This window comes from Bifidobacterium sp. SO4, from assembly GCF_018555355.1.
GTDB lineage: Bacteria > Actinomycetota > Actinomycetes > Actinomycetales > Bifidobacteriaceae > Bifidobacterium > Bifidobacterium miconisargentati.
This window is the reverse complement of record NZ_JAFEJP010000008.1, coordinates 109,694-121,546: the sequence shown is the minus strand read 5'-3', so window position 1 is coordinate 121,546 and position 11,853 is coordinate 109,694. Positions and strand designations below refer to the sequence as shown.

11 protein-coding genes and 1 pseudogene are annotated in these 11,853 nt (G+C 60.9%); 5 read left to right on the top strand and 7 right to left on the bottom strand.

The window, feature by feature from the left end; all coding sequences use genetic code 11:
- Positions 1-125: 125 nt before the first annotated feature.
- Positions 126-1,340, top strand: a pseudogene (gene tet(40), locus JS536_RS07010) (tetracycline efflux MFS transporter Tet(40)); the annotation flags it as partial.
- 238 nt (positions 1,341-1,578) lie between these two features.
- On the opposite strand, the gene JS536_RS07005 reads toward tet(40), so the two are convergent.
- A complete protein-coding gene (locus JS536_RS07005) occupies positions 1,579-2,823 on the bottom strand; it encodes a site-specific integrase (RefSeq protein WP_051923789.1) in 1,245 nt (414 codons plus the stop codon).
- 618 nt (positions 2,824-3,441) lie between these two features.
- Here JS536_RS07005 and JS536_RS07000 point away from each other — a divergent pair.
- The 3 genes from JS536_RS07000 to JS536_RS06990 all read left to right on the top strand — a co-directional run bounded on the left by JS536_RS07000 (position 3,442) and on the right by JS536_RS06990 (position 5,695).
- Positions 3,442-4,281 carry a Fic family protein gene (locus JS536_RS07000; protein ID WP_240544298.1) on the top strand — a complete coding sequence of 280 codons (840 nt, stop codon included), beginning with the start codon at positions 3,442-3,444 and terminating at the stop codon, positions 4,279-4,281.
- Positions 4,282-4,466: 185 nt separating this feature from the next.
- A complete protein-coding gene (locus JS536_RS06995) occupies positions 4,467-5,366 on the top strand; it encodes an AzlC family ABC transporter permease (RefSeq protein ID WP_214356349.1) in 900 nt (299 codons plus the stop codon).
- A complete protein-coding gene (locus JS536_RS06990; protein WP_214356348.1) occupies positions 5,363-5,695 on the top strand; it encodes a branched-chain amino acid transporter permease in 333 nt (110 codons plus the stop codon). The genes JS536_RS06995 and JS536_RS06990 overlap by 4 nt, the downstream gene beginning before the upstream one ends.
- 67 nt (positions 5,696-5,762) lie before the next feature.
- Here the strand turns inward: JS536_RS06990 and JS536_RS06985 are convergent, their stop codons facing one another.
- From JS536_RS06985 to JS536_RS06975, 3 genes are all read right to left on the bottom strand, one after another.
- Positions 5,763-6,287 (bottom strand): low molecular weight protein-tyrosine-phosphatase, encoded by a 525-nt coding sequence (locus tag JS536_RS06985; protein ID WP_214303922.1) that lies wholly within the window; start codon positions 6,285-6,287, stop codon positions 5,763-5,765.
- Positions 6,288-6,431: 144 nt separating this feature from the next.
- Positions 6,432-7,094 carry a dihydrofolate reductase gene (locus JS536_RS06980; protein ID WP_214356347.1) on the bottom strand — a complete coding sequence of 221 codons (663 nt, stop codon included), beginning with the start codon at positions 7,092-7,094 and terminating at the stop codon, positions 6,432-6,434.
- A gap of 86 nt (positions 7,095-7,180) precedes the next feature.
- Complete coding sequence (locus JS536_RS06975) at positions 7,181-7,981, bottom strand: thymidylate synthase (protein ID WP_214356362.1); 801 nt, start codon at positions 7,979-7,981, stop codon at positions 7,181-7,183.
- Positions 7,982-8,220: 239 nt separating this feature from the next.
- Here JS536_RS06975 and JS536_RS06970 point away from each other — a divergent pair, with 239 nt between their 5' ends.
- A complete protein-coding gene (locus tag JS536_RS06970) occupies positions 8,221-8,634 on the top strand; it encodes an OsmC family protein (RefSeq protein WP_214303924.1) in 414 nt (137 codons plus the stop codon).
- A gap of 299 nt (positions 8,635-8,933) precedes the next feature.
- Here JS536_RS06970 and JS536_RS06965 read toward each other — a convergent pair whose 3' ends face one another.
- The 3 genes from JS536_RS06965 to JS536_RS06955 all read right to left on the bottom strand — a co-directional run bounded on the left by JS536_RS06965 (position 8,934) and on the right by JS536_RS06955 (position 11,763).
- Positions 8,934-9,971: a universal stress protein gene (locus tag JS536_RS06965; RefSeq protein WP_214356346.1), complete on the bottom strand. Its 1,038-nt coding sequence runs from the start codon at positions 9,969-9,971 to the stop codon at positions 8,934-8,936.
- Positions 9,972-10,181: 210 nt separating this feature from the next.
- Positions 10,182-10,913, bottom strand: coding sequence for a C40 family peptidase (locus tag JS536_RS06960; protein ID WP_214356345.1), 732 nt, complete (start codon positions 10,911-10,913; stop codon positions 10,182-10,184).
- A 118-nt stretch (positions 10,914-11,031) separates the two neighbouring features.
- A complete protein-coding gene (locus JS536_RS06955) occupies positions 11,032-11,763 on the bottom strand; it encodes an NlpC/P60 family protein (protein WP_214356344.1) in 732 nt (243 codons plus the stop codon).
- Between the last annotated feature and the right edge of the window lie 90 nt (positions 11,764-11,853).

Here is an 11,853-nt window from a genome sequence, read left to right as displayed (position 1 = left end):
AAGATCGCGGGCGTCCGACCGGAAGACCACAACGAAACACCAGCCGACACCGACTAGGATTTCGCGCTCACTTCCAGTGAGGCACCACTCCCGGTTTCGCGCTCACTTTCAAATGAGGCACCTCGGCTAAAAATTCAAAGGCATATTCTGTCTACCTGCTGTTCCGATTTGTCTGTTCCCTGGCGGTTTCTATGTCCACAGTGCTTTCCATCGTGTACCACCTGGAGGTGGTGCAGCTGGATGCTTTCCAGCTTGTCCTGGTAGGGACGGTTCTGGAGACCTCCTGCTTTCTGTTCGAGATGCCCACCGGTGTGGTGGCGGATTTGTATAGCCGTCGGCGCTCGGTGCTGATTGGAATGTTCCTCTACGGCCTGGGCTTTCTGATGGAGGGTGCGCTACCGTGGTTCGCGCCGGTTCTGCTGGCCCAGGTTGTCTGGGGTTGCGGTGATACCTTCATCACCGGCGCTCTGGAGGCGTGGATTGCCTCGGAGGAAGAGGACAAACCCATAGACAAGGTGTTCCTGCGGGGCAGTCAAATGGGGCAAATCGGCGGCGTTCTGGGCGTGGTGCTGGGCACACTGCTGGGAAACATAAACCTGCAAATGCCTATCATCTTGGGGGGCAGTTTGTGCTTGTTGTTGGGGCTGGTGATGGTTCGCATCATGCCAGAAACCAACTTCTCCCCTGCTATTGAGGAACGGCAGGGCTTGCTTAAAGACTTTGTCTGCCTGTTCAAGCTCAACCTGGGCTTTGTGAAAGGCGCACCTGTGTTGCTGGCGCTCTTAGCAATCACACTATGCGGGGGACTTGCCAGTGAAGGCTTTGACCGGCTCTCCACCGCTCATTTTCTGGATGACACGGTAATACCCGTTATCGGGCCGCTGAACAGCGTCACTTGGTTCGGTGTTATCAGTCTTATCGGCAGCGGCTTAGGTATTCTGGCTTCTCAGTTGCTCATCGCCCGCATGGAGAAAAAAGGGACTGTCAGCCGAACCAGTGTGGCCATGTCCACCAGCGCCGGGTATATCCTGTGCCTGGTTCTCTTCGCGGTGGGGCGGAGCTTTTGGTTCATGTTGTTGGTGTTCCTGCTGGCGGGGCTTATGCGCACCATCAAGGAGCCTGTGCTGGCCGCCTGGATGAACGACCAAGTGGATGAGAAAATGCGCGCCACAGTCTTTTCCACCAGCGGACAGCTGGACTCTTTCGGGCAGATCATCGGCGGGCCTATTGTGGGGCTGGTAGCCCAGCAGGTGTCCATACCCTGGGGGCTGGTCTGTACCGCTTTCCTGCTGTTGCCCGCGCTGTTCTTAGTGCCGGTGGCGGGAAAGAAGCGGGATTGATATGGCATAGTTAAGTTTACTGACGAGCGGGAGATTACTTCCGCTCGTCTTCATTTAGTAGCGCAAAATTTGAGGACTCTTTATTTCCTTATTCGGTATAGCGGAGGCGGCTGTCAATTCGACATAATTTTCTTGTGATACTTTACCGTACATGAGCATTGACTCACGGCATATTGGGTGCTCTTCCAACTGTGTTTTGTTGGGTTTGGCAAACACTGTACCTATATCGATGTCTTATTCATTGTGCTGTTTTGATGAAGTCTTCGGCGAGTTGGTTGACGATCTGGTTGCGATGCTGGGCGACGATGCGCTGGTAGTGCTTTATGGCGACCTTCTCGCTGACGTGGCCGAGTTCATCCATGACCTCCCTCAGGGTGCCGCCCTTGAGCATGAGCAGGGTCGCATGGCTCGCTCTCAAGGATTGGAAGGTCAGATCGGGTCGGCCGGCTTTCTCCCTGGCTTTGCGGAACTGGGCTTCCAAAGTGGTCTGGCTCATCACCGAGGCTCGTCTGGGGCGGAAGACCATGGCTTCCTGGTCCGTCCATTCGCAGTGTCTGAGCAGATGGTCGTGAATCAGGGGAACGAGCCCGTCGGGGATGGGTACGGTGCGTCGGCTGGAGTCGGTCTTGGTCCTGGCGATGCGTGTCGAACCGCAATCCGTATAGCCCCTGTTGACGGAATGGCGCACGGTCAGGCGTTTGGCCTTCAGGTCGATGTCCTTGACCTGCAGGCCGCACAGCTCGCCGCAACGGAGGCCTCCGACGAGCGTGGCGAGTATCACCGCCAGTCTCGTGTAGTCGGGCATGTTCTCCGCGATCAGTTTGAGTTCCAGCGGCGTGACCGGCGGAACGTCCTCCCTGGCGGATCGCGGTGCGGGTGGTATGGGCAGAATGAACGGGTTATCACGGATCAGCGGCGGGGAGCCGTCCATACTCATCTTCGTGGCGCTGGCGAACGCCGCCTTCAGGCGCATGCATGAGCGGCGGAACGCCCATTGCCCCTCGGGGTGCGGCGCATCGTACCAACGTTTGATGTCCTTCGGCGTGATCTCGGTCAGGAGCTTGCCCTTGAAGCCCGGCATGAAGTGCGCGATGTCGAGATACAGGTTCCGGCGCGTGCCGCCGGCTATCCTCTCGCCGTTCGGCAGCCGGTATCCTTCCGCCCACCGGGTCACGTACTCCTCGAACGAGATAAGGTTCGCGCGCTTCCTGCGGCGGCGTTCGGACGGATGGACCCATTCCTGGATGTTCTTGCGGTCCAGTTCCACCAGATGCCGTTCCTCTTCGAGCCACTGGTGCGCCTCGTGCTCCATGTCCGGCTTGAACTGGCGCTGGACCTTCTTGCCCGGTCGTTTCGGGTCCGGGTACCGAACCTGCCAGGCGACGAGATTGCCTGCGGTATCGTAGCGCGGCGTCACGGTGCCGAACCTGCTCCGCCGCACCGGCGACGGCCCTGTACTGTCCTTCTTCGTCCTTGCGGACATGATGATGCTCCTTGCTGAATCCAGGATCGATGGCACGCATAACGGCTTCGGAAAAATGCCACCAAAAATGCCACCAAGTGGCCGAATGGGCCCTCGGCGAGCCATTGCACCTAAAAATGCACCTCTAGTGCCTTAGGCCTTGCAATCATTGAGGTTTAGGCTGATTCGATCACTCGTCACAGGTCGTTTCGACCATCAGCCGCATGAAGATGACGCTAAGGAGCAACACTGCTTGCGTGTCTATTGGAAGAAAGCGGGAACCGTTGCTATGACTGATTTTGTAAGTAATGAAGGTAAATTTATTTGCCCCCGGAGTGGTGGAGATGGACCTGTACGACGCTGGGTCGTATCCCCCTCTCTGGGGGTACGAAGATAATTGCAGCGAATAGCGTCGGGATTTAAGATTCCGGCGCTTTTCTGTTTTCCACCAGAATCATGCACATCGCATTCGTATCCCGCTGTCGCCAAGACAGCCGCACACCACGGTTGCCAGTTCCGACGAAGATGTCATGGCACCGTGGCGAAACGGCAATAATCTTTCCACTGTTTGGCTTCTGATTATCATTCGAATTCAAAGCCAAACAGTGAAGAAGGAGTTGTACTGCCGGGAGGAACGACATGGTCAGCAAAGTGCGGCTAGTGGATTGGCTGAGGCAGGAACGCGACCAGCACGTAGGCGGCGGCCTGTACTACAACACCCAGATTCTGTTCGCCTACAACTCGAATCATATGGAGGGCTCCACGCTCTCCCCTGAGCAGACAGCGCAGTTGTACGATACCGGAGCCCTTCTGCCCCACGATTCCGACGACGAAATCCGCGCCGATGACGTGGTCGAGACACGAAACCATTTCCGCACGTTCAACTGGATACTCGACCATGTTGACGACCCCATTGATAAGGACATGGTCTGTGACCTGCACGCGATGCTCAAACGCGGCACCAGCCAGGAACTCGACCCGAATCGTAACGTAGGTGGCTACAAGGTGCTGCCGAACGTCATCAGCGAAATCCTGGAAGTGCATACCGCCCTGCCACAAGATGTGCCCGCCGCCATGGAGCACGTGTTCGAGCTGTATCGAACCCTGAAGGATGATCCGTTTCTTATAGCCAACGCCCACTGGATGTTCGAGACCACACACCCGTTCTCCGACGGCAACGGGCGCATCGGCCGTCTGGTCATGTTCAAAGAGCTGCTACGGCTGGACAGCGTGCCCGTGATCATCCACGACTCCCGCAAGAACTTCTACGTGCGAGGTCTGGACCGTTTCCCGGATGAACCCGGATACCTCATCGACACGTTGCTATCCGAACGAGACACCTACCAGTCCATGATGGAACGACTCGCCCCCCGGACGCATTTCGTATTCGTACGTATCCGAATGGAACCGGAGCGAAGTGGAGGACCGCATCCGCCGGACGCCAATTTCCAATCCCTATGTGAAGCAGAACTGGACTGACGCGGATATCCGAGGAGAATCCGGCCGGAAGCAATAACAACGCCTCGCCGTCCCGCGAATCCGTACCTCCACCGTGGGCGTTATTCTTGACAGGTTGTTTTGGCGAGCAAACCGTTTGCCCGCAAGATAGACCGACGTCGTTCCGTGGGACACCGCAAAGGCCCGGCGGAGGGGAGGATTCACGGATGGCCACCACCACCGCTTCAGTACCGACTGAAGCACCTGCATACGATAATCAGGATTCGACCGGCACCTCCCAACCCGCGACCCAACCCGCAGCCCAATCCCCGCGCATCGCGGCGCTGAAGGCCGCGTTTCCGCTGACCGTGCCGATCTGCATGGGCTTCCTGTTCCTCGGCGCCTCCTACGGCATGCTCATGGGCACCAAGGGATTCTCCTTCGTCTGGCCGATGTGCATGAGCGCGTTCATCTTCGCCGGCTCGATGGAGTTCGTCACGGTGAATCTGCTGCTTTCCGCGTTCAACCCGATCGCCGCGTTCCTGCTGGCCCTGATGGTCAATGCACGTCACCTGTTCTACGGCCTGTCCATGCTCGGCCCGTTCAAAGGCCTTGGCTGGAAGCGTCCGTACCTCATCTTCGGCATGTGCGACGAGACCTTCGCCATCAACTCCTCCGCCCGCATCCCCCGCGGCGTCGACCGCGGCTGGTTCTACCTGTGGGTCACGCTGTTCAATCAGTCGTATTGGGTGATCGGCGCCACGCTCGGCGGTCTGATCGGCTCCCATCTTGATTTCAACACGGACGGCCTCGAATTCGTGCTCACCGCACTCTTCCTGGTGATTTTCCTCGACCAGTGGCTCGTCGGCAAGCACCGCGAGCGCCTGTCCGCCGTCATCGGCGTGCTGGCTTCGCTCGCCTGTCTCGTACTGTTCGGCGCGGACGATTTCATGATTCCGTCGCTGATAGCGATGCTGGTGCTGTTCATGGTGCTGCGCCCGTATCTGGATACGCTCAAGTCCGATGCCATGGCCGCCGGTGATGACGCCGCAGCCAACGTATGCAACAACGATGATCGGCCTGTCGCCACCGCGGCCGCCGACGCCAAGGAGGAACGTCAATCATGACCATGACCGTCTGGCAGGGTGTGATCACCGTCGCCGCCGTGGTGATCGGCACCATGCTCACGCGATTCCTGCCGTTCATCGTGTTCCCGGAATCCAAGCAGCCGCCGCGTCTCGTTGAATACCTCGGCTCCGTACTGCCGTACGCGATGACCGGCCTGCTGGTGGTGTATTCGCTGCGCAATACGCCGATTCTCACCGGCTCGCACGGCGTCCCCGAACTCATCGCCTGCGCGACGATCGTGCTGCTGCATTGCTGGAAACGCAACATGCTGCTGTCGATCGCCGGCGGAACCATCGTGTACATGCTGCTGGTGCAACTGGTGTTCTGATATGGCTAAGGCCTTCGTCCTCGCAAGGAGAGACGAAGGCCTTTTCAATGCATGAGAGCTGCCGTAACTAGTCCTTGAGCTGCTGCTCCACCCAGTCCACGATGTACGGCGCGACCTCCTCGATCTGGTCGATGGCCACCTCGAACTCGTGCTGGCCGCCGTACCACGGATCCACCAGGTCGATCTGATCCTCGCGGCCCGGCTTCGGCTTGGGCAGGTTCGGGTCGAAGCTGCGGTACATGTGCACTTCTGCGCGCTTGCCGGGCGGCAGCATACGCAGCAGGGAGCGCATATGTGACGCGGTCATCGGCAGGAACAGGTCCGTGCGCTCGATCTCGTCGCGGGAGATGCGGTGAGCGAAGTGGTCGCGCGGAATCTCATCGCCATAGCCGCGTTCGCGCAGCACACGCACGGCTCGCGGATCGATCGGATGGCTCCACTCCTCATCGGACACGCCGCTGGACTCCACGTTCACGCGGTCGGACAGGCCGCGTTCGTCGAAGAAGTGACGCAGGATGATCTCGCCCATGGGGGAACGGCAGATGTTGCCGGTGCACACGGTCATGACGGTGTAGGGCTTGTTGGTGCTCATATCGCCTTTCATAGATCGGAAACGGATGTAGCGGACGTAGCGGGCGTAACGGACATGACACGGACCCGACCGCCGTCCGAAAGACGGACCCCGGCAGCGGAACGGCGAATCGTCCGCATGCCAGGGTCTGTCGGTGCTCTTGTCTTACTTGGTCTTCGTCAGCAGGACGAAGCGGTAGGCATCGATGCCGCTCTTCGGATCGGCGGGCGTGTGCCACTCCCCCACTTCGGTCTCCTGCCACAGCCCGGCCTCGACCAGCGCGGCCATGTCCGGAGCGTAGGTGTCGGCGTCCACGTTCGCGGCCAGCATCGTGATGTAGGCCTTGTCCGCGAACGGCAGGGCCTCGGAGAACAGCTGCGCGCCGCCGATGATCCAGATTTCGGAACGATCCAGACCATCGTCCGGAATCGCCTCCTGGCGGGCCATGTCGAGCGCGTCGTCGAGGCTGGTGACCACCGTGGCGCCCGGCGCACGGTATAGCGGGTCACGCGAGACCACGATGTTGTCTCGGTTCGGCAGCGGACGGTACTTGACCCCCAGCGATTCCCAGGTCTTACGGCCCATGATCACCGGATGGGATACGGTCAGCTCCTTGAAGTGCTTCATATCCTCGGACAGGTGCCAAGGCATGCCGCCATTGAGGCCGATGGCGCCGGCGCGACCTTCCTTGTCGCGGGCTTCGGCCCAAATCAGATTCACCGAGAAGGTCTTGGGGAAATCGTCACCCCAGTCCTCCTCCGTGGCAGACAGCCCGGCAGATCCGGGCTCGGGTTCGTGATAGCCGCTACGGCTACTGTCATGCTCCATTTCGCTTACTCCTCCTGGATTGCGGAACTGCCCTTAGTGTAGTGGGTATGTCAGACGGCAACCGACCATCAGCCGGCACCGGACCGTCAGACGGCGACGGGCGCCTTGATGGTGGGGTGATGCTGGTATCCGACGATGGTGAAGTCGTCGTAGTCGTAGTCGAACAGCGAATCGGCCTTGCGGATCTCGATCTGCGGGTACGGGTACGGCTCGCGCGAGAGCTGTTCGAGCACCTGGTCGATGTGGTTGTCGTACACATGGCAGTCGCCGCCGGTCCATACGAATTCGCCGGGCTCCAAACCGGCCTGCTGGGCCATCATCAGCGTGAGTAGCGAGTAGGACGCGATGTTGAACGGCACGCCGAGGAACATGTCGCACGAACGCTGGTACAGCTGGCAGGAGAGCCGGCCGTCCGCCACGTAGAACTGGAACAGCGCATGGCAGGGCGGCAACGCCATCTGCTCCACTTCGGCCGGATTCCATGCGGAGACCACCATGCGGCGGGAATCCGGGTGGTTCTTGATGAGATCCATCACATTGGCGATCTGGTCGATGGTGCGGTTCGGGTCCTCCGGCGTGGGGGCCGGCCAGGAGCGCCACTGCACGCCGTAGACCGGGCCGAGGTCGCCGTTGGCGTCCGCCCATTCGTCCCAGATATGCACGCCGTGCTCCTGCAGCCAGCGCACGTTGGACGACCCCTTGAGGAACCACAGCAGTTCGTAGGCCAGTCCCTTGAAGAAGACCGTCTTGGTGGTCAGCAGCGGGAAGTACTGCGCAAGGTCGAATCGCATCTGCTGGCCGAACAGGGAGATGGTGCCCGTACCGGTACGGTCGGACTTCAGGGTGCCTTCGGTCAGGATCTTGCGCACCAGATCCTCGTACGGCATTGGAATGGCCGTTTCGGGGCGCGCGGGGATACGGGTACGGATGTCTGCGAGCTGTTCTTCGGTCAAAGCCATGGGCAACATGGTATCGACAGAGCCCTACCTAGGCCGTCGCGCTGGTGCGGCGACCTCGCGGAAAGCCTTATTTTCCGGCCATTCGAGCCATCAGCGTAACGAACGCAATACCTGGGGGCATAATGGAGAGGTCAACAATGCCATGAGATGCCGTAAGGAGGCACACTATGGGTAAGCGACTGTGGGTTGAGCGCAACAAGGACGGTTCGTGGGATGCTTTCAGCGATGACGGCGCTCATATCAAGTTCGGCAAGGATCGCGGCCAGTTCACGCCGGGCGATCTGATGAAGGTCGCGTTGGCCGGCTGCGCGGCGCTGTCCAGCCAGTTCGCCATCGAGCACACGCTCGGCGAGGGCAAGGGCGCCAAAATCGTGGTGGACGGCTCCTACGACCCCGAGAACGACGCCTACACCGCTTTCGAGGAGCATGTCGTGGTGGATGCCGCCGACGCCGACCTGTCCGAGGAGGACGCCGCGAAGCTCAAGGAACGCATCACCCGCCACATCGAAAAGGGCTGCACGGTGAAGCACACGTACGTGCAGGAGACCCCGGTCCGCATGGATGTGACCATCAAGCACTGATTTTTGCCGTACGGCATTACGGATCATTTGCCGTAAGGCGGCATAAACATCAAAACTGGCTCCCCTCTCCGAGGGGAGCTGTCAGCGAAGCTGACTGAGGGGAGTCGCGGAATAACCGTGGCGCTCCCCTCAGTCTCACTTCGTTCGACAGCTCGTCCGGCAATTACGGACGAACTTCGTTCGCGCTTTTCTGGCTCGACTGTCATCTCGCACATTGCCTACAAACAGCTCTGCTGTTTGCTTCACGGCAATGTCCTCAGAGAGGGGAGCCAGTATCGTTATTGCCGATTAGTCGTCAATCACTGCCTGTCGGGATCGATGGTCTTCTCGATCTGCTGGGCCACTTCCGGTTCGGCCTTGTCCACCGGGATCTCTTCGACGCCGGCGATGTCCTCCAGGGACTTGGTCGGCACATCGGCGGGCGAGCTCGGCACGGTGTCAAGACGGGATTCCGCGGCCTCCACATACTTGCGCGGCACCACGTACACCGGGCCCACCGCGTGCTGCAGCAGTCCCTGGCTCGTGGAGCCCAGCAGCAGGCCGGTGAAGCCACCGCGGCCACGGGAGCCCACGACCACCACGTCATGGTCGTAGCTGGCCTTGGTCAGGGCGCTCACAGCCGGTCCGGACACGATCTGCTTGTTGATCTTCAGGTCCGGATGCGCTTCCTGCAACGGCTTGATACGAACGTCAAGGTCTTCCTTGTAGGACTCCATCACGGCGTCCTCGCCGTCCACGCCCTTGAGGTTCGGCACGGCGGAGATCACGTCGAGTTCGGCACCCCAGCAGGAGGCGAAGTCGGCGGCGATGTCGAGCGCCTTGAGGCCCCACTTGGATTCGTCGGAGCCCACGGCCACCTTGGTGATGGTGTTGTTGAGGTGCATGAGGTTGCCGTCGTCGTCGGTGTAGGGCACCACCACGATCGGGCAGTAGGCGTACGCCGGCAGCGAGGAGGACGTGGTGCCGAGCAGTCGTTCAGCCAGGCCGCCCTTGCCGCGGTTGCCGATGACGATGAGGTTGTAGTTGCGGGACAGTTCCACGAACACGGACGCCGGGTCTCCGGTGACGATCAGCGTGGCTGCCTCCACGCCCTGCTCGTCCGCGATGGCCTTGGCCTTGGACAGGATCTCCTGGGCGTCGGAATGCGCGGCGTTGTCATCCCCCATCGCCGTATAGGTGGCATCGAACGAAACGGCGGCATAGCTTGGCAGGGAATACGCGCAGACGATCTGCAGCGTGAGCCCGGCATGCTTGGCATAATTCGCGGCCCACCATGTTGCCTTGTAGCTGGCATGCGACCCGTCAACGCCGACGAGTATGGCCTTGTCGTTAATCATGACGACCTCCTTGAAGTTATTACGGGATAGTCCCGCACATGTCCAACAATACCCCGTGACACTCGGTTTCGGCGGTAGCCTACGCGCAAAAAGAACAGGCAAATACGCAAAAGGCGCGCCCCGTAATGGGACGCGCCTTGGCATGAACGTTGGAACAGTTCTTGGATGGTTCCAGGCGGTTCGGCGACCTGTACGGCCCGCCGGAATCAACTACAGGAGACGGCGGATGGCGTAGCCAGCGCCACCGAAGACGGAGACGTCGACGATCTGCGTGCCCTGCACCGGGTTCATGGCGTTGACCACCATGCCGTTGCCGATGTAGATGGCGGCGTGGGTGCCGTTGGCCAGGATGTCGCCCGGCTGGGCCTCGGCGAGGCTGGCGACCGGCGTGCCCATGGCGGCCTGCGCACCGGAGGAATGGGGCAGGGAGATGCCGAACTGGGCGTACACGTACTGCACGAAGCCGGAGCAATCCCAACCGGCCGGGGTGTTGCCGCCGGCGACGTACGGATAGCCCGTGAACTGGCTGGCGTAACGGGCGAGATCGGCGCCGCTGCCGGTCATGGAACCCAAGTCGATCTGCGGGATGGCGGTGCGCTGTTCGGAACGGCTGGCCGCGTATTCCTGGGTCTGGGCCTTGGCGGCCTCGTCGGCGGCCTTCTGTGCGGCTTCGGCGTCCTTCTCGGACTGGGACTTGGTCTGCGGCACGTTCAGGGTCTCGATGCCGCCCCAATTGGAGTTCTCGTCCACCGAGGTGGAGGTGGATTCGGCCAGGAGGTTCGCCTTGGCGGCGGAGGCCTTCGGGAAGGAGCGGGAGGACACCACTGCGGTGGTGGTGCTGGCGGTGTCCGCGGCGTTGGCGGCGGGTACTACGCCGGCGAAGAGGGTGGCGGCCGCTACGACCGCGACGGAAGTCGAAAGAATCTGCTTAACGTTCATCATCAACGCACCACCTTACCACAGACGTTGACGCCTGTTCTGGTTCGCTTCCGCACAGCACAAGGCCCCGGACACGTCCGTGCCGGGGCCTTGAGGGGTTCGTCGATTCAGCGAAGGTGCATCACGGGATGCGTACCACGATGGTCACCTGGTTGAGCATGGCGCCGGCCAGCGCCACGGTGTAGCCGTTCCAACCGCCGTGCACGGCCTGGCCGTTGCCCACGTACAGCGCCACGTGGTCGTAATGGGCGCCGCCGTTCCAGCCGCCGGTGTTGGCGTAGATGAGGATGTCGCCGGGCTGCAGGGAGCCGTCGGTGACGATCTGGCCGCCGGGTACGTTGGCGTACTCCTCGGGCCAGCCATGGAAGTTGATGCCGCGTGCGGCGAGTGCGTAGCTCACCAGAGCGGTGCAGTCCATGCTTTGGCCGATGAGCGAGTATGCGCGATCGATGGATGCGGCGGCGCCGGCGGACACGGAACCGTCCGTCTCGGTGTAGGACAGGGTGCTGCGAGCCTGGCCGCGACTGGCGGATTCCATCTGACTCTGCACCTGGGCCGCTTCGGCCTCGTCCTGGACCTTCTTGGCCGCTTCGGCTGCGGCCGCGTCCTTCTCGGCCTGGGAGGCGGTCTGCGGCACGTTCAAAGTCTCGATGCCACCCCAGCTGGAGTCGCCCTCGACTTCGGTGGCGGTGGATTCGGCGGTCAGGTTCTCACGGGTCTGGCTGCTCGTGGGGAACGACTTGATGGAAGTGATGATACCCTCGTCGGCATTGGCCGCGGGGGCGAAGGCAAGCAGGCTGGCCGTGGCTGTGCACGCGGCGATTACTGAAGCGATTCGGGGAAAAGTCCTCATGAAACCTGAACGCTAGCCCGTAAACATGAACGGAAGCTGGGAGTCAATGGGCGAAACCGCACAATATAGGGGATTATGTCGGCGTGTCGC